A 25,595-nucleotide genomic window follows, 5' to 3' on the forward strand; every position below is an offset into this window, starting at 1 on the left:
TAATCGATAAAAATGTCATATCAGGAATATACAACAGCTGATTTTGTAAATGATGAGAGCTTTACGAACTACGTAAAAGCTGCCGATCAGCAGGCTATGCTTTTCTGGGAAAAGTGGATTCACGACAACCCTTCGTCTCTGGAAAAAGTGAATGAAGCCAAAGAAATCATCGGATTGCTTTCTTTAGGAAAAGACCCACTAAAGGAAGAATTTTACGAAAGTCTAAAAAACCGGATTGACAACACAATTAGTGCGCAGGGAGCAAATTATCAGCCAGTTACTAAAAAGATATTTCCTTTTTTCAAAATAGCAGCGATACTAACTGGTCTTGTGATTGGTGCAGGTTTGTTATTTTATATGCGCAACAAAGCTCAAGATATCCCTTTGTTAACTATTTCTGCTCCATATGGAAATACTAAAACCATTATGCTTCCTGATAGTTCCACGGTTATTCTAAATGCAAACAGTTCGGTTAAGTATCCGAAAAACTGGGATAAAACAAACAGACAAATCTGGTTGAATGGGGAAGCTTATTTTAAGATCAAACATATTGAACAGAAAAATCAGCCGGCCCTGGCATTCACGGTACATGCAAATCTTACTGAAGTTAGTGTTTTAGGAACTGTATTCAACGTAAATACGCACGGAGATAGTACGCTGGTTACTTTGGTAAGTGGTAAGGTTGGTTTAAAACATAAAGACCAGTCTCTTATTCTCGCGCCTGGAGAATATGCGACCTGTAAAAAGGGAGAAATTGCTTTCAGAAGAAAAGTGGGTGATGTAGAACAGTTTACCTCGTGGGTCAATGGCAAATATATTTTCAAAAACACAACTGTAGCTGAAGTCTGCAATAAGTTATCAGCTTATTATGGCAAAAAATATCTGATCAAAGACCAATCAATCCGTACCAAAGAATTTTCCGGTACACTTGAACTTAAAAATGAGCCTGTTTTAATGCAGACTTTGGCAGCCTTGCTGAATACGACAGTAAAAAAGAATGGCAAAGAAGTTTATATCGGGAGCTAATTTAGATGTGGCAGGCATTCTTTTGCTGATGCTATTTACTATTTTCGGTGAAACAGCCTTTGCACAGTTGCCAAAAAACAAGGCCAATCAGTCTCTTGGAAATGAATTAGGCTTGCTCTCTGCTCAGTATAAGGTCAGCTTTGTTTATGAAGCACAATTGATCGCTGCGGTCAAAGATTTAAACAATTATAAACGTCAGGATGGGCCGAATCTGGATGTGATTTTATATCACTTATTAAGGCCGTTAAATCTATCCTTTAAAAAGATTTCTGATAGTCAGTATATTATCAAAGCTGTTTTACCTGTAGAAAAACCCTTTATAAAACCGATTACCCTAAATTTAGAAGAGGTCGCTATTTTGGGCTCTCACGCCAGAATGTCCCGTACAAAATTACAAACGGCCCTACCTGTAGATGTTTTTAATCAGCGTAATCTGATGCAAACGGGTCAGGTAGAAGTGGCACAAATGCTCCATTATACTTCTTCTTCCTTCAATTCTTCCAAATACGGAATCAATAATGTAGCTTCTTATGCGGAACAGTCCACCTTGCACGGTCTTGGGCCAGACCAATTGCTGGTTTTAATTAATGGCAAGAGAAGACATCAGATCTCTGCCTTAAACCTGAACAATACAGTTGGAAAAGGAACCGCAGGAACAGATTTAAGTGCAATTCCTGCAGCAATGATTGAAAAGATTGAAGTTTTAAGGGATGGTGCTGCTGCACAATATGGCTCTGACGCGATTGCTGGTATTATCAATATCGTTTTGAAAAAAGAAACCGGTGGAACTTTGAGTACACAGTTTGGGCAAACTAGTCAAGGTGACGGGATTTACACACAGAACAATTTCAACTATGGTTTACCACTGGCATCGGGCAAGGGCTTTCTTAATTTCACCCTAAATTATCAATATCAGCAATCCACTAACCGCGCCAGGGCTTATACCGGATTGGTTTATAATCAAGTTAGTGATACCTCAAAATTGGGCAGTATCAATTTCCCTGCGCCCTCTGGTAAAATTGCGGAAAATAAACGCAGAGATGATTTACTGGTTAAAGAAAAAGGCTTTCAACGTAATCAAGGACAATATGGTGATGCACAAGCCAAAAACATATCACTGTGGTTCAATATGGAAACACCTGTTCATCAGGATTGGAAGTTTTATTCATTTGGTGGTTTTTCACAAAAAAGGGCAGTCACCTTTGGATTTTACCGCTTTCCAAATTTCTATCCCGCAGCAACTCCATACTATCCCGATGGATATTTACCAAAATTTCCAGCGGTATTATCTAATGGATCTTTAGCCGCAGGGATTAAAAAAGTGAGTACTGATAGCTGGAATATGGACTTCAGCGCAGTTTATGGATATAACAAACTCAATAGTGAGGCGGTTAATACTATAAATGCCTCGATGGGTTCCAATTCTCCAACAGCATTTAATGCCGGTGAAACTATTTTGCGCCAGGGCATTGTAAACCTGGATTTTTCCAGGACGCTCGTACCTGGTATTACCTTTGCAGCAGGGGCAGAATCACGATTGGAAAATTACCAGATCATTACTGGAGATGAAGCTTCTTATCTGGATGCAAATGTACCAGGCACCTCCCCCGCCCTTTTAAAACTCCCTGGAGCCAATGGGAGGCCAGGTTTTAAGCCTGATGAACAGTTGAATAAATACAGGGCTAATATTGGATTTTATACTGAAGCCAACATAGATGTTTCCAAAAAAACCTTAATTTCTGCCGCTGCACGTTATGAGCGATATAGTGATTTTGGAGGAAATTTATCGGGTAAAGTAGCAATCAGACATAAAATAACGGATGCTTTTGTATTCAGAAGTTCGTTTAGCCGTAATTTCAGGGCACCATCTTTACAGCAGGTTTATTATGATCAGCTTCAGTTTCAGTTTTTCCAGAAGAACGGACAGTCGGATGTTTACCTGGTACAGCATTTTCGCAATGATAGCCCTGTTTTACAGCAATTGGGGGTACCTAAGCTCCGGCCTGAGACTTCTATAAACTTGAGTGCAGGGCTTACTGGAACTGTTAATTCTTCCTTGTCATTCTCTGCAGATTTTTACTACATCCCCATTCGCAACCGGATCGTCGTTTCCGGAAGGCTCGATAGTTCGGTTGTAGCCCTCCAGCCAGTTTTAGCGAGCGCAGGGGTAACAGATCTTCAGTTTTTCATCAATGCATTGAATACCTATACCAAAGGGATTGAACTCACGGCTAATTACACGGAAGTTTTTGCACAGCAGCAATCATTGACCATCAATGGAACTGCTTCTTTCAACAGGACCAGAGTTAAAATGAAAGTGGCCAGTCTTCCGCTTGCCGGAGGAGGAAATATTCCGGCTTCCGAATTACTTCCCCGTATTGATATCGGAATTATTGAACATGCACAGCCGAATAGTAAAATGATATTATCATGCGCTTATCAATTGAATGCTTTCAATTTTTTGCTGCGCAATACTTATTTCGGACAGGTTGCGGCCTGGGAGAATGATCCTGTCTTTGACCAGACCTTTAGCAGTAAGGTGATTACCGATGTGCAGTTTTCCTGTCGTCTGAACAAAAGATTTTCGGCTAGCCTGGGCTTCAATAATTTGTTTAATGTCTATCCTGATGAAATAAAAGAAATTAATGAATTGAACACCAATCTATCTTTTGGCGGACAGATTCCTTATAGCAGAACGGCTAACCAATTCGGTTTCAATGGCATGAACTATTACGCCAGACTGCAGTTTAAATTCTAAACCGATGGTCTTTAGTTTTGCACCGGCACATTTTGATTTTTTTTCTGCACAATGGGGTAAAATTAGCTGCTGATTCCTCTTAGCTGATTACAAACCAAATATTTAATATGAAATTCTATCATTACCTGTCAGGCATCCTGTTTATGCTGCCTGTAATTGTGCTGGCACAGAACCAACCTCCCCCTGCCGATCCCCTCACGCTTTATTTGAACAAAGAAAAAACACATTATCTGAAATTTGGCGGATACCTGCAGGTCTGGTTAAGGAATACGCAACTTAATCCTGGCAGCAAAATCAACGATTCGCAGCTCAACTCTGTAACCGATGTGACTTTAAGACGCGTCAGATTGAAAGTAACAGCTATGCCCGTTGATCATTTGATGCTTGTATTGCAACTCGGTCCTACCAACGTGAATAACCTGACCAAAATGGATACTTATGTAGATTTACTGGACGGATATGTGGATTATAAAATCAACGAATACATTGCTGTTGGAGGTGGCCGCTCTTCCTGGATGGGGCTGTCACGCTATGCTACTGGGTATACGAAGACCTTACTCTATGAAACTCCTTTAATTAACCTTGGGGATATTAACAGAAGAGACATTACACAGCGCAGGCTGGGATTATTTGTAAAAGGTATTATTGGAAAATTAGATTATCGCTTTGCGTATACAACTCCTTACAATACAGGCGGAACAGCTCCTTTGAATACTATTGCCGTTTTCAATACTAAAGTGGTCAAGCCAAACTGGTCAGGCTATATTAAATGGCAATTTTTCGATAAAGAGAGTAATGTGATGGCGCAAAATCAAGGAGCTTATCTGGGCAAAAAGAAAGTACTGGCTATAGGTGCCGGATTCGAACTTCAAAAAGATGCGTTATGGCATAAGAATGCAATAAATGATACTATTTCTGATAACCTGAAGCAGTTTGCTGCCGATATTTTTTATGATACCCCTATCAATAAAGAAAAAGGTACTGCATTTACTTTTTATGGGGCATATCACCACCATGATTTCGGCCCCAATTACACAAGGATACTGGCTATAGGAAACCCCGCAAACGGCCTGGATGCAAGTACAGCTTCGTTCAATGGTTCTGGAAATGGTTATCCGGTCATTGGAACAGGTAACAGTATCAGTATACAGACTGGCTTTCTACTTCCCTATTTTAACCAGAAGAAAAAAGGAGCACAACTGCTGCCTGCTGTGGGTATTCAGTATTCCAAATTCGAAAGGTTAGCAGATCCTATGGTTACCTATGATGCTGGTGTCAGTTTATTATTGAAAGGACACTCTTCCAAATTTGTCTTTAATGCGCAAAGCAGGCCCATATTCAGGGCACAGGCTGACGGTGAACTAACTACGACTATGAGAAAAATGATGTATGTACTGATGTATCACATCTCAATTGACTAATTCCTAAACTAATAATCATTATTTTTAATCCTTCAATATGGAAATTACTTACACTACCCCCGATAAAATACAAAAAAGAAGCTTTACGAAAAGACTATTGACAAACCTCACTTTTTGGGTTTTGATTGCAATTATTGCCGGGATTGTTCTGGGAACCACAAATCCTGCATTGGCCATAAAAATGGAAATTGTGGGTAAGACCTTTGTAGATATCATCAAACTATTCATTGCGCCGATTATTTTTCTGACTATTGTTTTAGGGATCAGCGGTATGGGCGACCTGAAAAAGGTGGGCCGGATTGGTGTGAAGTCACTGGTTTATTTTGAAATCGTAACGACATTCGCTTTAGCTATAGGGATATTTGTGGCTTATATTATACGTCCAGGGCATATTGACCGTTCGGGCCTGAACATACAAGATCCTTCTAAATATACTAAAGCTGCAGAATCGGGTGCTGGTTTTGACTGGGGTAAGTTTTTTATGTTTAACCTGACCTTACAAGTTTTGGTTGTTGCGATTGTTATAGGGGTCGCACTCAATTTTTATTCAAAAAGAGAAGCGGTTATCGGTGTTTTAGGCAAAGCTTCAAAATTAGTTTTTGGCGGCTTAAGATATGTGATGTACCTCGCTCCTCTCGGTGCTTTCGGAGGAATGGCTTATACGATTGGTAAATTTGGTTTGCAAACGCTGATTCCTTTAGGAAAACTAATGGGTACGGTTTATTTAACCATGGCATTGTTTGTATTCGTGATTCTGGGTTCTATACTCAGGTATTTTAATTTAAGCATCCTGAATTTTCTTAAATACATCAAGGAAGAACTGCTGCTTGTCCTTGGAACTTCTTCTTCTGAATCGGCTTTGCCTTCTATTATGAAAAAACTAGAACAGCTGGGTTGCAGTAAATCGGTTGTAGGACTGGTTATCCCCACTGGTTATTCTTTCAATCTGGATGGAACATCTATCTATTTATCAATGGCAGTTATCTTTTTAGCGCAGTTGTATAATGTTCATTTATCATTTGCAGAGATGCTGAGTATCATTGGTATATTAATGTTAACCTCTAAGGGGGCTGCGGGCGTGACAGGCAGCGGCTTTATTGTATTGGCCTCTACGCTTACCGCAATTCATAAGATCCCTGTAGAGGGACTTGCATTCCTTCTAGGAGTAGACAAGTTTATGAGCGAGGCACGTGCAATCACAAATATTATTGGAAATGGGGTAGCTACGATTGTTATTGCAAAAACTGAGAATGAGTTTCATCCCGGAGAAGATAATATACTGGCACTGAAAAAGTAGAATTCAGCAATCCCTTCCAATAAAAAAACCGGCTCATGATTAATGAACCGGTTTTTTTTATTAAGCCTGCTAATGCAGGTACAAATATTATTATTTGTCGCTGTTTTTCTTTTCAGTTACTTCAGTACGGATGTCCTGAGCAAGTGTTTTTAAATCTTGCATTGCTTTACGTACTCTAGTACCAGCTGCACCGTTACCTGAATTGTAAAACTTGTCTGCATCTGCCTCAACTCCGGCGATTAACTCTTTTAATTTTGCGAATTTTTCCATGATATTTTGTTAATTAAATTTGATTTCTGGGCTTAAAGTTAATAATTGTTTGTTTTCTTCCAAATCATTAACGAACGATAATTGGGTTTTAATATGTCTGGATGTTTATTTAAAACCATTTCTACAGGGTATTGTTAAAGGTTCTATGATTCATTAACCCGCAAAGCCATGAAAAAAGACGATTCACAAGAAAAACATAAAGTAGCTGATTCAGAAGACTTTAACACAGATAAACCGCAAGAACAGACCTTACCAAGGTACAATAGTACCAGCGAACATAGGGATGGATCTGAGCTTCCTGCTATTGAAAATCTGAATCAACAGGATGGAATAAAAGATGAGCTAAAAGACGCCAAAAACAATGATTCTGACAATAATATGACACAAAACGATGACCCATTGTATGGCAAAAAGACCAAAACTAACCTCGGTGCAGGTCAAAGGGACGAAGATGAAGACGAGAATGAGAAGATAATCCGCACCTGATCCCCTGCAGCGCAGGAGATCAGAATAAACAGGTTTTTAATAAGAAGCCGGAGCTGGCTGTTTGGATTTCAGGTTAATTTTAGTCCTGTTCAGCTTCGGAAATAAAGCGATAACCAGCAAAACAGCGATCAGCAAAATACTAATCAGCAGATAGTAATCCATCATTGCTCTTAACTGTGCCTGGCTATCTACGGTCCTGTTTAATAAACCTCTCGCTACTTTGGCTGCCTGATCGGGTGCCATACCTTTATGGGTTAATGCACCCGTGTATTGCGCAAGACGTTCAGTAACCACAGTATTCAGCCCGCTCAGGTGTTCCTGGAAACGGTTGATGTGGTTACTTTTCTGTTGCAACTGAAAGTAATTGATTAAAGCAATACTGGAACAAAATCCGGTAAAACGAAAGAATACGCCGGTTGCAGATGCAGAACTCCCTAAATGCTCAGGTACCGAGGAGATCGCAAAAACAATAATTGGTGTCATGAGCATCCCCGCTCCCATTCCCTGGATAATTAAAGGGAGAACAAAAGTGGAGGGATCGGCTTGTGTGGTGAACAGGAACCACATCCAGACATGAAAAATTAATAATAATATAAAACCATAGAGCCAGACTAACCGGATTGGTCTTTTCATAATAATCAAACGCGAAGAGATCAATACGCTCAATACTATACCGACAATATTCGCCGCCATGATATAACCTATATGTATAGGATCCATCCCTAAAATAACAGCGAAATAGATTGAGATAATTCCTAAAGCTCCACGAACCAGGTATAAGATGAAGATCATAAACATCCCTACATTAAAATTCCTGTGCTTAAAGACATCCAGGTTCAGGTATGGGCGTCTGAGATGGAGCTGACGAATAATATGTAAAGTTATCAATACCAGCGTTCCTGATACGCTCCAGACTATCCTTGAATCATGAAGCCAGTAATATTGCTGTCCGTAGACCAGTGTATAGCCTAATAAACACAAGACCAGGGAATAAATGATAAAACTATAAAAGTCCAGCTGATAAAGTGGCATCTTTTTGTTCAGCCTGATATTATTCATGATCACCAGCAGCAGAATCCCGCCTGGGATATAAGCGAAAATGATAAACTTATATAAGACATTATAGTCAAAGGCGTCTAATATAGGTGCGGTAATGATAGTGGATATTGGTGTAATACACAATAGCATTCCATAAAAGATAGAATAACCTATTTCCCTGGCTCTTTCGTTATGCAGGCTTCCAAAAATCAGCGTGATGCAAATACTGGTAGACATACAATTAGACATCCCCTGCAAGAATCTAAAGAACAACAGGATATATAGATTCTGAGTATGAAAACAAACATAAGCTGTCCCCATCTGGATCAGAATGCTAAGTATAAAATATTCCCTGGTGGCCATGAAAATAAAAAACCTTCTTTCCAGCGCAAAGAATCCGGCTACTGCCGCATAAAAAATCACCATAGAATACTGGACATCTGCTGGTTCAATACCATAATACCCAGCTGCTCCGGCACCACTGGCAGTTGATAAACCGAATAGCAAAAGTCCGGGAAAGATAACCAGGAAGATAGTTGCCCTGATTAACCAGACAGGCACCCACGATTTAAATACAGGCAGCGCTAAACTCATCAGTCCTTACTTATTTTGACATTGACATTCATTCCTGCACGCAGCTGATCTACGACTTCTTTACTTTCTGTCAGTCTAATTTTGACAGGTATACGCTGAACTATTTTCACAAAGTTACCGGTAGAATTATCCGGAGGAAGTAAGGAGAACCTTGCTCCTGTTGCCGGAGAAAGAGAAACGATAGCACCTTTAAATGTTTGACCAGGAAAAGCATCGGCAGTAATTTCTGCTGCTCCATTGACTCTCATTTTTCCAATCTGTGTTTCTTTGAAGTTAGCAATCACCCATTTACCTGCTTCCTGATCTACGATATAGGCCAATGTTTGTCCAGTCTGGATTTGTTGCCCTTCCTGAATTGTTCTTCTGCCCATTTTACCATTATATGGCGCACGTATAATCGTATAGCTCACATCGAGTTTACCTCTGTTCAGTAAAGCTTTGCGACGTTTGATTTCCGCTTCATAAACTCCTTTTTGTGACCTGATATCATTTACTTTGGACAAGGATGCCTGGTAGTTTTCCTGAGCCGCCTGATATTCTGAAGTAGCTACATCCAGCGCTGCTTTACTATTTTCCAGTTGTTGTTGAGTGGCAGATTCTACTTTAAATAATTTAGAATATCTGTCATAATCTTGTTGTTGTCTTACCAATTTTGCTTTTGCAGAAGCAATTTGTGATTGACTCACCTGCGAAACTTTAGAGGTCGTTAAAACATTGCTTTCTAATACAGAAATCTGCGCCTGTGCATTGGAAAGTGCAGCTTCAGCTTCTTCTTGCTGCAATTGATACTCACTGTTATCAATGATCAGTAAAGTATCTCCTTTTTTCACTTCCTGGTTTTCTTCATATTTGATCTCCCTGATAAAACCACCCACGCGTGAAGTGATCGGATTGATATATTCTTCTATCTGTGCATCATTGGTATCCTCATAATTGTAAAGCTGAACCAGGGATATGATTCCCCAGACGGCAAGCCCTACAGCAATGACACCAGCTATCCAGGCTGTTATTTTTGTAATCAGCTGATCCGTATTTGTATAGTTATTCTTTGTTTTCATGTTAGAGGTTACCTATTGCCTTTTGTAATTGATAAAATTGTAGTTGTGCTGCGATTCTGGCCGCAGCGTAATCGAAACGCGTTTGAAGTAATTGTGTATCTGCATCCAGTAAGTCTGTCACTAAGGCTAACTGGTTGAAATAAGTATTGTTCACAATTCTTAGGTTCTCTGTGGCCTGAGTGATATTTTCTTTCGCCACATCAATCCTGGTCAGCGATTCCTTATATCTCAAATAAGCTTCGTTCACTTCCTGTCTGATTTTATCTTCTGTATCCGAATGCTCAACTTCCTGCTGCTGATATTTCAATTCGGCCGCTCTTGCTTTATGTGTATTGTGATAAAAAGAAGAAATCGGGAAACTTGCTTTAATCCCAGTCATCCCTAAGCCATAAACGGCTATCGAATAAGGGTAAAGCAAAATCTGAGGATAGGAATAAGCGTAATTGGCGAATAACCCCAATTTAAAAGACACATTTGCTTTCACATTCTTTACCTCCAACTTACGCAGCTCTGTTTCTTTTTCAGCTATTTTATAAGCAAAGGAGTGTGCCATTGCATCCGACAAATAAGTACTATAAGGCTTCAAAACCGGCAAATCAGCTTTTAAATCTTCTGCCGGCTGAATCACAGTTTCATCGGGTAATCCAGTCAGTATATTCAATTTCTGATTGGCTATAGCAAGATCGTTATTCAACTGAACCAACGCCATTTTTTGCCTGGATAATTTTAAGGTTACCCGCAGGACATCACTTTTGAGCACGACCCCATTTTTAAGCAACTGTTTGATTTCCTGCAGCTGTTTTTCCTGATCACTGATATCTTTTAATAACAAGGCTTTAAAAATATTGCTTCTCTGCAGGTCAAGGAAATAAGCAGTCGCCCTTAATTTCATTTCCGAAGTAGTCAGGTTACGCTGTTCAATAGCAATCTCATTTTCTTTCTTTTCTTCGGCGATCTTGATATTAGTTTTACTCCCGTTATACAAGTTAAGATAAGCGCTGCCGCCAAATTTATAGGAGGTATGTACCACTTCAAATTGACTGGGAGTATGGAATAGTCCATTGTCATAAATAGGAACATTGCTGACTCTTGCGTATTCGCCTTCGGCATAAATTTCAGGAAGACGCTCTGCTTTAGCATCTTTAATTCCCTCTACAGTCCTTTTTACCCGAAGGTCCTGCATTTGTATAGTTTTATTATTTGCAGCCACCTTTTCCCAGATCTGGTTCAGTGACATTGAAATTGGAGTTGTCTCTTGTGCTTTCAGCCTGTTGAACAGGAAAATAGAGAAGAGCAACAGAACGATTTTTTTATTAATGTAGTACATGTCTTTAAGAATGATACAAAATTACAGCTATGAAATACTTGTAATTTTATCTATATTACCAAATATTTGTCCATTCCAGCCAATGCCAATTTTAGACACAGCAGCGTACCTTAAAAACATAGATTTTAAACCAAAAAGCATTTTTATTGTCCATGAGAAGTTAGAACGCAGCCTTCCTAAACACTCCCATACCAAAGGACAGCTCACTTATGTGGAAGGTGGAATTGCTTATATTCATATCCAGAGTAAGACCTATATTATTCCGGCAAGACATTATGTATGGATACCAGGCGGCCTGGAGCATTATCTGAATGTGAGAAATGCAGCTACGGTGACCCATAACTTATACTTTTATACGGAAGATGATCATTTAGACCCTTTTTATCAGAAGTTAGGGATCTACCCGGTAAACAGTCTGTTATTTGAGATGCTGGTTTTTGCAGAGAACTGGACGGGAACAATTGAGAAGAAAGACCCTGGTTTCAATTTTTTGGTAGCGATCAAAGATATTTTACCACAGTTAAGTACTAAATCATTTCCAATTGCTTTGCCTACCACATCCAATACAAGGTTAAGACCTATTGTCTTGTATCTCTCTCAGAATTTTGCACAACCATTAACTTTAGAAAACCTGGCCAGTCGTTTTGGAATGGGGGAACGCACCTTATCGCGGCTATTTCAATCTACAATGAGCATCTCTTTTTTGCAATATCTGAAGTTACTCAGAATTGTAAAAGCTATAGAATTCATTATGCTGGGTGATAAAACGACGACAGAAATCGCCTATTTAACAGGGTATAATAGTCTGGCGGCCTTCAGTAAAGCATTTTTTCAGCTCACGAACATCAGGCCGTCAGATTTTGGAAAGAAGGACTAATCCAGTCTTTTTAAGTAAAAATCAGTTGGTATATCAACGATCAAAGGAACCTTTTCTACCGCTACAAAGCTTAAGTCAAGTCCAAATCCTCTTTCTTCTGGTACACTAAACGTTTTAAGAATGGTATAATAGGCCATCGTAAAGCGTTCAATAAAGCGTAAACTGTTAGAGTTTGAAAGTACTTTCTCAATCACAACGAACCTGAAATCTCCAGCAATATTATGTTCTTTCAAAGAAGCATATTTACTGGTGATATCAATTTCTCCGTTTTTAACCATCTCTTCTACTACTTTTCTGAACAGCACATTGACGCGCTGCTCTACCCTGAATCCAAGACGGAAATCAATTCTGATCAGTTTTTTATCAACTAATTGCTCCACTTTATATTCCATTGTAAAAGGCTCATCGGTTACATCAACGTGTAATAACCAGTATACGTCAGCTCTTTTAGGATGTTTCTGAATAATAGAATACATGATCGAAGATTCAATTTCGAAATTGAAATTGGCACTGGTCAGATAGACTAATTGTGAGGCATATTTAGGAATAGTTTCATCTTCACTGATCTTGCTGATAATTGGGAAATACTTCTCAATATCCACAAAACGCATGTACCTGTTTCTGATCCGGCGACCGTTTGACCAGGCCCACATGATAGAAAAAAGGGACATACCCAGGATTAATGTAAACCATCCTCCGTGAAGGATTTTCACTGCGTTACCTGCAAGGAAAGTTAATTCAATCACTCCGTAAATAGTCAGGAAGATCACAATCAGGTACATCGGTACCTTTTTACGCATTAAAAAGATAGAGACCAGGATTGTTGTCATCAGCATGGCTACGGTAATTGATAAACCGTACGCTGCTTCCATATGCTCTGATTTCTGGAAAATCAAGACCACCAGGATACAACCGATAAACAAGACCCAGTTCATGGATGGCACATATAACTGGCCTTTTGAGTTACTTGGGTAATTTATTTTAACTTTAGGCCATAGATTTAATCTTACAGCTTCTGAAATCAGGGTAAATGATCCTGAAATTAACGCTTGACTGGCTACAGCTGCCGCTACAGTTGCAATCAAAATCCCGTAGATCAAGAACCAATCTGGCATGATATGGAAGAATGGGTTAATTTCTCCAAGGTGTTTACCTTGTAATTGCCATAACCATACGCCTTGTCCCATATAACTTAAAATCAAACAGATTTTAACGTAAACCCAGCTCACACGGATGTTAGAGCGTCCGCAGTGACCAAGATCAGAGTAAAGTGCCTCTGCTCCTGTAGTACATAAAAATACTGCACCAATAATCAGGAATGCTTCGGGATTAGTGGTTAGGATATGGTAAGCATAATAGGGGTTAACTGCTTTAAGGATCTCCGGAAACTGCATGACATAAGTTGCACCCAGAACAGCAATCATCGTAAACCAAAGCCACATAATCGGGCCAAATGCTTTACCAATAAATGAAGTTCCGAATTGCTGGATACCGAAAAGGAAAGTAATAATCAGTATCACGATCGGCACAGTTGGCAAATCCTTATAAATGATCCCCAATCCTTCAATTGCTGAAGAAACGGTTACCGCTGGTGTCATAATCCCATCAGCTAATAAGGCTGCGCCACCGATCATAGCGGGAATAATAAGCCATTTTGCTTTACGCTTAACCAAAGAGTATAGAGAGAAAATACCACCCTCCCCTTTATTGTCTGCCTGTAGCGTTATGATTACGTATTTTATAGTTGTTTGAAGTGTTAATGTCCAGAAGATACAGGATAAACCTCCCAGTATCAGGTCTGCAGTAATTAACCTGTCGCCAATAATTGCCTTGAAAACATAGAGTGGAGAAGTACCTATATCCCCGTAAATAATCCCTAAGCTAATTAGTAAACCTGCCGCGGTTAGCTTATTGACGTCTTTATGATTTGCCATTTTTTTAATTTGAGTGGCGCAAATGTAGGGATTGTTATACATTGAAGAGTACTATAATTTAAAAAATTAATATTTAATCCAATCTGTTTAAACATCTTACAAATTTCTTCCGTTATAATAAAGGTCATCTGAGACCAAATCACCAGTTCAATATTAAATCTATGTTAACTTAAAATCATCATTAACAGAATGATAATTAAACATTACCAAACTGTTAATTTACCTTTACACCGTGCCGCTACCTATTTTCATTTTCCACGAACTACTTTTTAGAATTCAGTTGTTTGATCCTTCAATCGGATCTTATGTGTCTCATAGTTATACTAAATCTGGTGCAGTTATCGTCACCACAACGCGGACAATCCGGATTCGCAGGGGTTTATTGAACAAACAATTCAAGGACCCGACGTTGATCCCCGAAGCTGCTTTACAGAAACTCATTGCCTGATAGCTAATCTCATACAGAGTTGATGAAGACTTAACATTACCTGTTTATTTTTACAGAAACCCCATTCCGATGAATTCTGTATTCAATTTCTTCAGTCCGAAAGACAAAAAATTCCAGCCGCTGTTTGAGCAGGATGCTAAAAATCTGGTTAAGATCTCACAAAGCCTTTTGCTTACGGTAACTACTGAAGATACTGAACAGCGTATTGCGCAATTCAGAGAAACGGAAAAACTGGAACAGACGGGAGATGACATTACACATTCAATTTTCCTGGAGTTGAGTAAAAATTTTATCACTCCTTTTGACAGGGAAGATATCCATGCTTTAGTAAGTGCGCTGGATGATGTGGCAGATTATATCTACGCGACTTCTTTAAATATTGAATTGTATAAAGTCACTGTTTTTAGTCAGGAAATTGTACATCTGGCCAAGTTAATCACAGAAATGTCCAAAGATCTGGAATTAGCGATAATGGAACTCCGTAATTTCAAGAATACCAATATTATTGCTGATGTTTGTTCAAGAATTAATAAGGGAGAGAGCCAGGCAGATTTTCTTTGCAACACTGCCATCGCCCGTTTGTTTATCTCAGAAACAGATGCGATCGAGCTCATCAAGCAAAAAGAGATTCTCCAGACCCTGGAGATGGCTACCGATAAATGCGATGATGCAGCGAATGTGCTCGAGGCTATCCTGATTAAAAACGCGTAGATAAGCATGTCATCAGAAAATAGAAAAACACCTTTATTTAAATTAAACCAACCAGACGACACCTATAAATTTCAGCCGCTGCCGGAACCGTTCGGGGAATATCCTTACCGGTTGAATCCAGCATTAACATTGCCCGATCCGCATAAAATGGTCTTCCAGATTGCTGGTGATACAGGAGGATTAAAGTCCCCTTCTTTTCAAAAGCTTATTGCAGAAGAAATGGGCAAGCAATATCATCAGGCTAAAAGCCCGGCAGATCAGCCTCAGTTTCTTTACCATGTAGGTGATATTGTCTATCATTTTGGGGAAGCTGAACAATATGAGCGCCAGTTTTTTACTCCCTATAAAGACTATCCTGCTCCGATTTATGCCATTGCGGGTAACCATGATAGTGATGTGAATCCGAATGCAAAAACACCTTATTCAAGTCTTGCTCCGTTTACGAGTGTGTTTTGTGGAAAGAGCCCAAGATTGGTTCCTTTCGGCACGAGACTAAATCGTATGAGCGGAATGCAGCCTCATGTGTACTGGACTTTACAAACACCATTAGCCAATATTATAGGCCTGCATAGTAATGTTCCTAAATTCGGGGTCATTACTGAAGAACAAAAACAATGGTTTATTGAGGAGCTGAAACAGGCTGCTACTGAACGTGCAGAGAAAGCAATTGTAGTTTGTGTTCACCATGCACCTTATTCAGCAGATTTTAACCATAGCTCTAGTTTACCGATGATTAATTTCATGGAAGATTGTTTTGAAGCTGCGGGTGTAACACCAGATCTTGTTTTAAGTGGACATGTACATAATTATCAGCGCTTTAATAAAACTTACTCAAATGGAGAAGTCGTTCCATTCATCGTTTGTGGTGCGGGTGGTTTTGATGAGTTACATTGGTTAGTGGAAAGTGATGATCTTTTGTATACGAATAAGAGTGACCTCTTTGATACGGTTACATTGCAGAATGCTTGTACTATGCAGCATGGTTTCTTAAATCTTGAGATTGAGAAAACTGAGCAGGGACACCAGATTAACGGAAAATACTATGCGATTCCGCATGAAGGATTGAAACCTGGAGAGGATGCCAGTCTGTTCGAAGAGTTTACGTATTTTTGTAAGCATGGCGACAAACAGGTTGTTCAATAAATCTTCTCTTCAGAATTCCAAAAAAGAAAGTTTAACGCTCAAAGAAAGACTTGCAGCTTTAGGTAATTTGCCGGAATTCTTTAAAATGGTCTGGCAGACAAGCCCGCGGATGACCATTTCAAACTTGTTTTTGCGGATAGCACGTTCCGCAACTCCACTGGCTATGTTATATGTGGGTAAGCTGATTATCGATCAGGTGATCTTATTCAGTAAAACGCCGCAGCAGCATGATCTGACTTATTTGTGGGAGTTGATTGCGCTGGAATTTGCACTGGCCATTTGTTCAGATTTATTGAGCAGGGCGATCTCCCTGCTGGACAGTTTATTGGGAGATCTTTTTTCTAAACATACTTCGGTACAGATCATGGAGCATGCTGCCACACTGGATCTGGATCAGTTTGAAGATTCTATTTTTTATGATAAGCTGGAACGTGCCAGGCAGCAAACTGTGGGACGTACAATTTTACTTTCCCAGGTGATGAGCCAGTTACAGGATCTGATTACGATGGGTTTTCTTGCAGCGGGTTTGATTGTATTTAATCCATGGTTGATTTTACTTTTATTCGTCGCTATTCTGCCTTCTTTTTTGGGAGAGTCTTATTTTAACGATCAGAGTTATGCATTAACCAGAGGCCAGACGCCCGAAAGAAGGGAGCTGGACTATCTGCGTTTTCTGGGTGCCAGTGATGAAACGGCTAAAGAAATCAAGATATTTAATCTTTCTGGTTTTGTAATTGACCGGTTTTCACTTTTATCGGACAGGTTTTACAAAGCAAATAAAAGATTGGCGATACAGCGTTCGGCCTGGGGGGTATTTTTTGCTTTATTAGGCACAGCTGGATATTATGGGGCTTATGTAGTCATTATTCTGGATGCAGTTTCAGGAAAAGTGACGATTGGAGAGCTTACCTTTTTAGCAGGTTCCTTCCGGCAGCTCAGAACTTTACTGGAAGGAATTCTGACCCGTTTCACAGCGGTTTCTCAAGGAGCTATTTATCTGCGTGATTTCTTTGAATTCTTTGAAATCAAACCGAAGATTACTACTGCAGACAAACCTATTCCCTTTCCAAAGATTATTCAAACAGGTTTTACTTTTGAAGATGTCGGTTTCCGGTATCTGAATTCTGAACGCTGGGCGAACAGGCATTTGAGTTTTACGCTGTTTCCGGGTGAAAAGCTGGCCCTGGTTGGTGAAAATGGTGCTGGAAAAACAACATTGGTGAAGTTGCTGGCACGTTTATATGACCCTACGGAAGGCCGGATTTTACTGGATGGCATAGATCTGAAAGCGTATGATCTTGCAGATTTAAGGATGAACCTGGGCATTATTTTCCAGGACTATATCCGCTATCAAATGAGTTTTTCTCAAAACATAGCAGTTGGGAATATCAAAGAGAAAGACAATGAGAATTTGATCAAAGCTGCTGCACATCAGAGTCTGGCCGATCAGCTTGCAGAAAAACTACCGGGACATTATGATCAGGTATTGGGGAAACGGTTCTCTGAAGGTGTGGAGCTTTCTGGCGGGGAATGGCAAAAAGTAGCTTTGGCCCGGGCTTATATGAAAGATGCACAATTGTTAATTCTGGACGAGCCTACGGCAGCGCTTGATGCAAGAGCTGAGTACGAAGTTTTTCAACGTTTTTCTGAGCTGACCCATGGAAAATCAGCGGTCCTGATTTCTCACCGTTTTTCTACGGTAAGAATGGCCGACAGAATCCTTGTGCTGGAAAAAGGAGAACTGGTAGAAATTGGAAGTCATCAGCAGTTGCTGGATAAAAACGGACGTTATGCGGAACTGTTTAATCTTCAGGCAATGGGTTACAGATAGATTAGCTGTATTTCAATGGCGTCCAATGAATTAAATTCCCGCTGAACTCCTCATTAAAGTAAAGAAAAAAATCTTCTACTGTGGCAAAGCCATCATTAATAGCCAGCCTTACTAAAGTTTCTTTGTCTATCAATTCATAGTTTATAAAAACCGCCGGTCCTTTATCATTAATCAGATTGGAGTAATCAATTTGTATCCGCTGCACAGATTGACATCTCAGGATGGGTGCAAATTGAAATTCATCGGTTGAATTCAGGTTAATAACGAGCTGTATTTCCATTCCGGCACTCCATTCATTATCTAAATCTCTGCGGATAGTGTGAATTTTTGGTTCCAGGAACTCCCCGAAGGTATCTCCATCCCAGCATTTACCGAATTTCTCCAGGTGACGGCGCTGGTAATCCTGATAGCTTCCTTCCAGGTTACCGGGCCCTAACATAAGGCCTTTCCATATTTTCTCCAGAAAATAATTAGGCTGATGATTGACTTCTGTGCCAAATGATAGTTTCATATTATCTGTGTGCTGTATAGTAAGGTGTAGCTACTGCTTTAATTAATAATTCAATTTCCCAGCTGGAAAGTGGTGGAAAGTCTGCTGCCGCAGCAATATCTTCTAATTGTGCCAATGTCCGGATTCCCATCACTGCGCTGTCCAGGGCCTGGTGCTGTAAAACAAAACGAATAGCTGTTTGTGCAGAAGAATTGCTTTCAGTGGTAATGGAGCGGATAACTTCTGCTGCCTGAGCAACTTCTGCTTCGCTATAACTCAGATAAGGTGCTGCGGGTTTTCCTGCTAATAAGCCTTGTGCAATACTTCCACGCCCGAGTACGCCAATGTTGTGTTCATGAAGTAATTCCAGGCATTCTTCTTCAGGTCTGCGGTCGAGTAAGCTATATTGCATCATCACACTCACCATTTTAGAGCGCTGTACATATTCCCTGATCACATTTGGCCGGATAGAAGAGATGCCGTAATACCTGATTTTACCTTGTTGTTTTAAAATTTCAAAGGCCTCAATAGTTTCATCAACCGGGTCTTCTATGGTACCTCCATGTAACTGGTAAAGATCGATATAATCCGTTTGCAGCCTTTTAAGGCTGCCTTCTACTGCGGACAGGATATGTTTTTTGCTGGGGTTCCAGTCCCAACCATTTCCGTCAGAACGGTGCTGGTTGCCAACTTTGGTGGCCAGGATCACCTGATCCCGCCTGGATTTCAGTAATGCACCTATTTTAGTTTCATTTTCCCCATGTTCATAAAGATCTGCGGTATCAAAGTAATTGATTCCCAGATCCAGTGCCCGATCAATAATTAACTGATTTCCGCTGGTATCTCCGGTTAAAGACATACAGCCAAATCCAATTTTACTAACTTCCAGACTGGATCTTCCAAGTTTTGAATATTGCATCTTATTTATTTAGGTATTGTGTATGCTTGTTTTAAGGGCAGCCCGGGTTATTTTTAAGCGCTCTGCCAAGCAGACTAAATTAACCGTTTTTTTTAGTTCTGCAACAGATTTACAGGATTGTTTATTAAGTACTGGTTATCAATGTTTTGTTTTAACTTATTTACTATAGCCCCCCGAATTTGTTTGAAGGTTTTTTGGGATTTGCAGGATTAATTCCTTTTAGGTTTCTCTCGCACACACGATTAATTCCTTTTAGTTTCCTATGGTAAATAGGAAAAGAGTCCAAAAAATGTATCCATAAACGAACAATTTAGCCTATTTTGTTGTTTAAACAATAAATTGAGATGAAAACCCTAATTTAATTAATGGATACTTTTACTACGATTACCATCCTGGTAACCATCAGCGCACTCATTTCCTACCTCAATCACCGTTACGTTAAATTGCCTGGTACGATCGGGATCATGGTGATTGCAATCAGTCTTTCTGTACTGATTTTGATTACGGGAAAGACTTTCCCGGCAGCTTATAATTTTATTTCTGAACTTACCTCAAGTATAGATTTCACCAAAACGTTATTGGACGTAATGCTGGCATTTTTACTTTTCGCCAGTGCATTACATTTCGATTTTGAGAAGCTTAAAGCACAAAAAAGACCAGTACTTATTTTGAGTACAGTAGGTGTGATCGGGTGTACAACAATCTTTGGCTTTCTGTTTTTCTGGGCAGCGTCTTTTCTGCATATAGACATCCCGCTGATGTATTGTTTCCTGTTTGGTGCTTTGATCTCCCCTACCGACCCTGTGGCAGTATTGTCGGTCTTAAAGAAATCCAAAATCCCACCTTCACTGGAAACCATCATTGGTGGTGAGTCATTGTTTAATGATGGCGTGGGTATCCTTCTATTTGTAACACTGCGGGAGCTTACTGAAAATACAGGTATGGCTTTTTCCTGGTCTCATTCTTCGTTGTTATTTGCGCAAGAAGTATTTGGTGGTATTTTATTGGGTGTGGCTTCAGGTTATTTATGTACCAGGCTGGTTAAAAAGGTAGATGAACTGCAAACGATCTTAATGATTACGCTCTCTATGGTAATGGGAATTTCTGTAGTAGGTGGCTTATTACATGTATCTATTCCTTTGGCAGCGGTTACCGCCGGATTGATGCTAAGCAACATGAAATTAGGAGAAAATGCGAATACTGTACATCTTAAAGATATATTAGATAAGGTTTGGGGATTAATTGATGATTTGCTGAATACGATCCTTTTTGTGATGATCGGACTGCAAATTGTGGTAATTCCTTTCTTTAAAAATTATTGGCTGATTAGTTTACTTTCTGTATTTTTCGTACTGATTGCCAGGGGACTGAGTATCGCTGCGCCAACTATTTTAATGAGAAGATCCTTAAAAACTGATTATAACAGGCTGGGTATTCTGATCTGGGCAGGATTAAGAGGTGGTATTTCTGTTGCACTTGCTTTATCTTTACCAGACTCTCCTTATAAGGCGCTGATTGTTTCGGCAAGTTATATCATCGTTATATTTTCGATTATCGTTCAGGGATTAACCTTAAATAAGGTAGTTAACAAATTGGTAAAATAAATTCATAATGAATATATGCACACAAATATCTTTTACCATATCACCAAGCAGTTCCAGCTTCCTTTTACCAATCCGGTACTGATATTTTCTTTATTACTTTTTATTATCCTGATTGCCCCGATTTTACTGGGCAGAATTAAAATCCCCGGCATTGTAGGATTTATTATCGCGGGAATCCTGATCGGCCCTAATGGGTTCAATATTCTGAAGAAAAACTCTGCTATAGAGCTTTTCGCAACCATTGGTTTATTGTACATCATGTTTATTGCGGGTATTGAGCTTGACCTGGCAGAGTTTAAGAAGAAAAAGCACAAGAGTTTTATTTTTGGGTTTCTGACCTTTGCTGTTCCCATTTTAATTGGTTTTCCAGTCTGTTATTATTTGCTGCATTATTCTTTACTGACTTCAATTTTAACGGCAAGTATGTTTGCTACGCATACGCTGGTGGCCTACCCTATTGTCAATAAATTCGGAATTGCTAAAAATGAAGCGGTAGCGGTTACTGTTGGAGGGACGATTCTGACAGATACAGCGGTGTTAATTATCCTGGCCGTGATTATGGGTTCTGTGGAGGGTGAGCTGAACAGTTCTTTCTGGATTCAACTGGCTATATCCCTGACTATTTTTACTGCAACGGTATTTATTGTGATCCCAAAAATTGCGAAGTGGTTCTTTACTAAACTGGAAAGTGAAAAAACTTCTCACTATATCTTTGTTTTATCGGTCGTTTTCTTCTCTGCTTTCTTAGCGCAGCTTGCGGGTATCGAACCTATTATCGGAGCTTTCGTAGCTGGGCTTGCTTTGAACAGGTTGATTCCCCATTCATCTATTCTGATGAACAGAATTGAGTTTGTTGGGAATGCTTTGTTTATCCCGTTTTTCCTGATCAGCGTGGGGATGCTTGTTGATTTACGTGTACTTTTCAGGGGACCTGAAGCATTGATTGTTGCTGGTGCATTAACAGTAGTAGCTATAGTTGGTAAATACTTTTCAGCTACTTTAACACAGTGGATTTTCAAGTATACTAAAAACCAGCGCTTGCTTATTTTTGGTTTGAGCAGTGCCCATGCAGCGGCTACATTAGCTATTATTTTAGTGGGCTACCAGGCAAAAATTATTGATGACAATATCCTGAACGGAACTATTATCCTGATCCTGGTTACTTGTGTCTTTGCTTCTTTTGCAACGGAGAAGGCTAGCAGAAACATTGTTTCCGAAGAAGAGCTTACCGGACCTGAGCTTGTCCAAAATCAAGAGAATATTTTAATTCCTATTGCGGATTTCAACAATATGGACACCATGCTGGATCTTGCAGTATTGTTTAAGGACAAGGCTTCCGATCGGCCTATCAATTTATTGTCAGTTGTACCAGATAGTGATAATGCACAGGCAAATTTGCTTATCGCCCGTAAAAAACTGAATGATTCTGTCAAATATGCTTCTGGGAATGATACGATGGTTAAAGTGATTGCTACTTTGGATCACAACGTTTCCAGTGGGGTATTGCGGATTGCCAAGGAAAAATCTGCCAATATTATCATTACCGGATGGCCGAGGAAGAATACTGTTATTGATAAGTTTTTAGGAGATAAATCTGCCGCGCTGATTGAACAGTCTCCTGCAAATTTATTTATCCTGCATTTACATAAGCCGATTACCGTACATACGAGCATTCAATTGGTTTGCCCGCCAGCTTACCTCATGGAGAAGAATATGCAGGTATGGCTTGCCAAAGTTTGTAAGCTGAGTGTTGAATTGAGCCTATCGGTAGATTGCTTTTGTGATGAGTCTACGAAAAAACATATTGAGCATGCATTACTGATGATGAAATCGAGTGTTAATTTTAAATTCGATTCCACAGAAATCTGGAAGGACTGGAGAAAATTGAAAGAAAGGATCATGCCTGATGATTTCATGATTGTCGTCCTGGATAGAAAGCTGGAAACGACTTACTTGCTTTCACTTACTTATACGCAGCGTAAACTGGAACATCTATTTGAGTCACAAACTAAACTGCTGATTTATCCGCAGATTTAGCATTCAACTCGTTCATTATATATTACAAAGCCCCTGATTTTATAAAATCAGGGGCTTTGTAATATATAAGAGGGGCTCTTGTCGTATAAACTACCAGCCCATTCTTTTGCGCAATGATAAGATCTGTTCAGCATGGTGTTTGCCGTGCCAGTTATACAGACTCGTCATTTGCCATAATGGAACATAAGTATCAGATGCGGGATGATGGTATTCACGTTTCCAGTCCTGGTCTGTCAGTTGTAACAGCAAAGATGTCCAACGGCGGTGTAAAGCGTGAACCAGGGTGATAGAAACATTTAAAGGCACATCCGTAACATCAGGCAATTCTGCCCAAAGTTGTTCTTCATAAGGCTTAATGGTTGGACGGTCTTCTGTCAGCGCCAGTTTCAACCTGATGTAAGCGTTCATATGGCTATCGGCTATATGATGAATTACTTGTATGGTGTTCCAACCACCTTCTCTATAGGGCACATTCAATTGTGCTTCGTCCAGATTTTCGATACAATAATCCAGTAACAGCGGGAGAGACCGGATAGAATTTATCCAGGAGTTGAGAGATTGTGGGGTATAAGTTTCGGCTGGAACATAACGCCCGATCGGGAATGCATGTTCTTCGTTAAAATTCTCCATCATTGAATGGCTAAAGGTTGTATATATTGATTAAAAGACTTTCGTGTAATGTTCTACAACAGGAAAAGGATCATAAAAATGGTGAAGAAGTTCTTTCCATTCCAGATATCCGGAAGATCCTCTGAATCCAATTGTATGTGCTTCCAGTGTTTCCCATCTTACTAATAAAAGATACTGATCAGGGTTTTCTATACAGCGCTGAAGTTCATGATCTATATATCCCTGCATTTTGGAAATGATTTGTTGTGCCTGGTTAAAGGCGAGTTCAAATTCATTGGTCTTGCCCGGTAAAACATGAAGTATTGCTTGTTCTAGTATCATTTTAGTTTGATTAGGAGATATGGTATTCTTCCAGTTTTCGATAAAGTGTTGTTAACCCTATTCCTAGTAAACGGGAAGTTTCAGTTTTATTATTACCTGTATACTTTAATACTTTAATGATATGCATTTTTTCAACGGTCTCCATTTTCATTCCATCGCCTTCGGCAGCGCCATGGTGAAATTCATAAGGAAGTAAACTTGCATTCAGGATTTGACCGTCAGATAGAATGACTACTCTTTCAATGACGTTTTTCAACTCTCTGATATTCCCTTTCCAAACATGGTTAAGCAAGTTTTCGCCAAACTGTTCATCCATCGTAAAGTCTGGTTTATTTACTTTCGCAGCAAATTGCTTCAGGTAATGTTTAGCAATCAGCAGCACATCACCTTTTCTTTCATTTAAGGAAGGAAGTTCTATGGAAAAGACAGATAGCCTGTAAAACAGATCCAGTCTGAAACGGCCTTCTTCTGCTTCAGTTTTCAAATCTCTGTTCGTTGCAGCTATAATGCGGACATTTACTTTAGTGGTTTGGGTATCCCCTACTTTGATAAAGGTTTGATTTTCCAGTACCCTTAAAAGTTTAGCTTGCAAGTCAAGGTTCATCTCTCCGATTTCATCCAAAAAGAGTGTACCTTCATTTGCTTCCTGCAGCAAACCTTTTTTATCTTTCTGAGCTCCTGTAAAAGCTCCTTGTTTGTAACCAAACAGTTCACTTTCGAGCAGGTCAGGATTAAAACCGCTGCAGTTTAAAGCGACAAATGGCTTTACTTTGCGCTCACTTTCAAAGTGGATGGCTTGTGCAAAAACTTCTTTACCTGTCCCTGTTTCTCCCAGCAGTAATACTGTCGTATCTGTTGGCGCAACTCTGCGGGCAAGGTCTATCGCTGCTAAAATAGGTTTGGACTGTCCGAGTATAGCAGTGAAATCGTATTGCTTTTGGATTTTAGATTCCAGCTCAAAGACTCTGTACTGGAGTTTAGCCTTATCCATTGCTTTGTAGACTAATGGAATAATCTTATCATTATCATCTCCTTTGGTGATATAATCAAATGCACCGTTACGCATAGCTTTCACACCATCCTGAATGGTTCCGAAAGCAGTCAGATTGATAACTTCTGCATAGGGTTTTATCTCCTTAATTTGTTTAACCAGCTCTACGCCGTTTACATCCGGTAGTTTCACATCGCTGATTACTACATGGACTTCCTGATTAGCCAGTACTTTAAGTCCCTCTTTCCCTGTATTGGCCTGATACACTGTAAATCCTTCTAATTCTATAATTCTTGCTAAAAGACTGCATATCTTTTTTTCATCATCAATAATCAGGACACTTTGCTGCATAGTTAAAAATTTCATCAAAAATAGTTATAATAA

The 25,595-nt window shown here is 39.6% G+C and carries 22 protein-coding genes; 12 read left to right on the top strand and 10 right to left on the bottom strand.

Features of this window, described 5'->3' with window-relative positions:
* Positions 1 to 12 precede the first annotated feature (12 nt).
* The 4 genes from ABIB30_RS09495 (at position 13) to ABIB30_RS09510 (ending at position 6,502) form a co-directional block, all read left to right on the top strand.
* On the top strand, positions 13 to 1,026 hold the full coding sequence (locus tag ABIB30_RS09495; RefSeq protein WP_354301402.1) for a FecR family protein: 1,014 nt from the start codon (positions 13 to 15) through the stop codon (positions 1,024 to 1,026).
* On the top strand, positions 998 to 3,784 hold the full coding sequence (locus tag ABIB30_RS09500; protein ID WP_354301404.1) for a TonB-dependent receptor plug domain-containing protein: 2,787 nt from the start codon (positions 998 to 1,000) through the stop codon (positions 3,782 to 3,784). Before ABIB30_RS09495 ends, ABIB30_RS09500 begins: the two co-directional genes overlap by 29 nt.
* A gap of 107 nt (positions 3,785 to 3,891) precedes the next feature.
* Positions 3,892 to 5,205: a hypothetical protein gene (locus ABIB30_RS09505; RefSeq protein ID WP_354301406.1), complete on the top strand. Its 1,314-nt coding sequence runs from the start codon at positions 3,892 to 3,894 to the stop codon at positions 5,203 to 5,205.
* A 37-nt stretch (positions 5,206 to 5,242) separates the two neighbouring features.
* Complete coding sequence (locus tag ABIB30_RS09510) at positions 5,243 to 6,502, top strand: cation:dicarboxylate symporter family transporter (protein ID WP_354301408.1); 1,260 nt, start codon at positions 5,243 to 5,245, stop codon at positions 6,500 to 6,502.
* A gap of 90 nt (positions 6,503 to 6,592) precedes the next feature.
* Here ABIB30_RS09510 and ABIB30_RS09515 read toward each other — a convergent pair whose 3' ends face one another.
* Positions 6,593 to 6,772 carry a BF3379 family histone-like protein gene (locus tag ABIB30_RS09515; protein ID WP_068396067.1) on the bottom strand — a complete coding sequence of 60 codons (180 nt, stop codon included), beginning with the start codon at positions 6,770 to 6,772 and terminating at the stop codon, positions 6,593 to 6,595.
* Positions 6,773 to 6,940: 168 nt separating this feature from the next.
* Between ABIB30_RS09515 and ABIB30_RS09520 the strand changes: the two genes are divergently transcribed.
* On the top strand, positions 6,941 to 7,258 hold the full coding sequence (locus ABIB30_RS09520; protein ID WP_354301411.1) for a hypothetical protein: 318 nt from the start codon (positions 6,941 to 6,943) through the stop codon (positions 7,256 to 7,258).
* Between the two features lie 36 nt (positions 7,259 to 7,294).
* On the opposite strand, the gene ABIB30_RS09525 is transcribed toward ABIB30_RS09520, so the two are convergent.
* From ABIB30_RS09525 to ABIB30_RS09535, 3 genes are read right to left on the bottom strand one after another with little or no spacing between them, the layout of a single operon-like run.
* On the bottom strand, positions 7,295 to 8,890 hold the full coding sequence (locus ABIB30_RS09525; protein WP_354301412.1) for an MFS transporter: 1,596 nt from the start codon (positions 8,888 to 8,890) through the stop codon (positions 7,295 to 7,297).
* Complete coding sequence (locus tag ABIB30_RS09530) at positions 8,890 to 9,948, bottom strand: HlyD family secretion protein (protein WP_354301418.1); 1,059 nt, start codon at positions 9,946 to 9,948, stop codon at positions 8,890 to 8,892. The genes ABIB30_RS09525 and ABIB30_RS09530 overlap by 1 nt, the downstream gene beginning before the upstream one ends.
* A gap of 1 nt (position 9,949) precedes the next feature.
* The gene (locus ABIB30_RS09535) at positions 9,950 to 11,275 is read right to left on the bottom strand and encodes a TolC family protein (protein ID WP_354301420.1); all 1,326 of its coding nucleotides are present in this window, start codon (positions 11,273 to 11,275) and stop codon (positions 9,950 to 9,952) included.
* Between the two features lie 82 nt (positions 11,276 to 11,357).
* Between ABIB30_RS09535 and ABIB30_RS09540 the strand changes: the two genes are divergently transcribed.
* Positions 11,358 to 12,152, top strand: a complete 795-nt coding sequence (locus ABIB30_RS09540) for a helix-turn-helix domain-containing protein (RefSeq protein WP_354301422.1) — start codon at positions 11,358 to 11,360, stop codon at positions 12,150 to 12,152.
* Here ABIB30_RS09540 and ABIB30_RS09545 read toward each other — a convergent pair.
* Positions 12,149 to 14,086: a KUP/HAK/KT family potassium transporter gene (locus ABIB30_RS09545; protein WP_354301424.1), complete on the bottom strand. Its 1,938-nt coding sequence runs from the start codon at positions 14,084 to 14,086 to the stop codon at positions 12,149 to 12,151. The two genes, ABIB30_RS09540 and ABIB30_RS09545, sit on opposite strands and share 4 nt — an antisense overlap.
* A 232-nt stretch (positions 14,087 to 14,318) precedes the next feature.
* Here ABIB30_RS09545 and ABIB30_RS09550 point away from each other — a divergent pair, with 232 nt between their 5' ends.
* The 4 genes from ABIB30_RS09550 (at position 14,319) to ABIB30_RS09565 (ending at position 18,219) form a co-directional block, all read left to right on the top strand.
* On the top strand, positions 14,319 to 14,534 hold the full coding sequence (locus ABIB30_RS09550) for a hypothetical protein (protein WP_183866356.1): 216 nt from the start codon (positions 14,319 to 14,321) through the stop codon (positions 14,532 to 14,534).
* Between the two features lie 69 nt (positions 14,535 to 14,603).
* On the top strand, positions 14,604 to 15,245 hold the full coding sequence (locus ABIB30_RS09555) for a DUF47 domain-containing protein (protein WP_354301426.1): 642 nt from the start codon (positions 14,604 to 14,606) through the stop codon (positions 15,243 to 15,245).
* Between the two features lie 6 nt (positions 15,246 to 15,251).
* Positions 15,252 to 16,388: a metallophosphoesterase family protein gene (locus ABIB30_RS09560; RefSeq protein WP_354301428.1), complete on the top strand. Its 1,137-nt coding sequence runs from the start codon at positions 15,252 to 15,254 to the stop codon at positions 16,386 to 16,388.
* On the top strand, positions 16,324 to 18,219 hold the full coding sequence (locus ABIB30_RS09565; protein ID WP_354301430.1) for an ABC transporter ATP-binding protein: 1,896 nt from the start codon (positions 16,324 to 16,326) through the stop codon (positions 18,217 to 18,219). Before ABIB30_RS09560 ends, ABIB30_RS09565 begins: the two co-directional genes overlap by 65 nt.
* Position 18,220: 1 nt before the next feature.
* On the opposite strand, the gene ABIB30_RS09570 is transcribed toward ABIB30_RS09565, so the two are convergent.
* Both ABIB30_RS09570 and ABIB30_RS09575 read right to left on the bottom strand, forming a co-directional pair.
* The gene (locus tag ABIB30_RS09570) at positions 18,221 to 18,730 is read right to left on the bottom strand and encodes a hypothetical protein (RefSeq protein ID WP_354301432.1); all 510 of its coding nucleotides are present in this window, start codon (positions 18,728 to 18,730) and stop codon (positions 18,221 to 18,223) included.
* 1 nt (position 18,731) lies between these two features.
* A complete protein-coding gene (locus tag ABIB30_RS09575) occupies positions 18,732 to 19,628 on the bottom strand; it encodes an aldo/keto reductase (protein ID WP_354301434.1) in 897 nt (298 codons plus the stop codon).
* Positions 19,629 to 19,993: 365 nt separating this feature from the next.
* On the opposite strand from ABIB30_RS09575, the gene ABIB30_RS09580 reads away from it, so the two are divergent.
* Together ABIB30_RS09580 and ABIB30_RS09585 are read left to right on the top strand one after the other, a co-directional pair.
* Positions 19,994 to 21,232: a cation:proton antiporter gene (locus ABIB30_RS09580; RefSeq protein WP_354301436.1), complete on the top strand. Its 1,239-nt coding sequence runs from the start codon at positions 19,994 to 19,996 to the stop codon at positions 21,230 to 21,232.
* A 15-nt stretch (positions 21,233 to 21,247) separates the two neighbouring features.
* Positions 21,248 to 23,269 carry a cation:proton antiporter domain-containing protein gene (locus ABIB30_RS09585; RefSeq protein WP_354301438.1) on the top strand — a complete coding sequence of 674 codons (2,022 nt, stop codon included), beginning with the start codon at positions 21,248 to 21,250 and terminating at the stop codon, positions 23,267 to 23,269.
* Positions 23,270 to 23,359: 90 nt separating this feature from the next.
* Here ABIB30_RS09585 and ABIB30_RS09590 read toward each other — a convergent pair whose 3' ends face one another.
* The 3 genes from ABIB30_RS09590 to ABIB30_RS09600 are packed head-to-tail and all read right to left on the bottom strand — an operon-like array spanning position 23,360 to position 25,562.
* Entirely contained in the window at positions 23,360 to 23,902 is a 543-nt protein-coding gene (locus ABIB30_RS09590) for a YfiT family bacillithiol transferase (protein ID WP_354301440.1), read from the bottom strand.
* Positions 23,903 to 23,929: 27 nt separating this feature from the next.
* Positions 23,930 to 24,220: an antibiotic biosynthesis monooxygenase family protein gene (locus ABIB30_RS09595; RefSeq protein WP_354301442.1), complete on the bottom strand. Its 291-nt coding sequence runs from the start codon at positions 24,218 to 24,220 to the stop codon at positions 23,930 to 23,932.
* 10 nt (positions 24,221 to 24,230) lie between these two features.
* On the bottom strand, positions 24,231 to 25,562 hold the full coding sequence (locus ABIB30_RS09600; protein WP_354301625.1) for a sigma-54-dependent transcriptional regulator: 1,332 nt from the start codon (positions 25,560 to 25,562) through the stop codon (positions 24,231 to 24,233).
* Positions 25,563 to 25,595 lie beyond the last annotated feature (33 nt).

The organism is Pedobacter sp. UYP1 (genome assembly GCF_040547305.1).
In the GTDB taxonomy this organism is placed as follows: domain Bacteria; phylum Bacteroidota; class Bacteroidia; order Sphingobacteriales; family Sphingobacteriaceae; genus Pedobacter.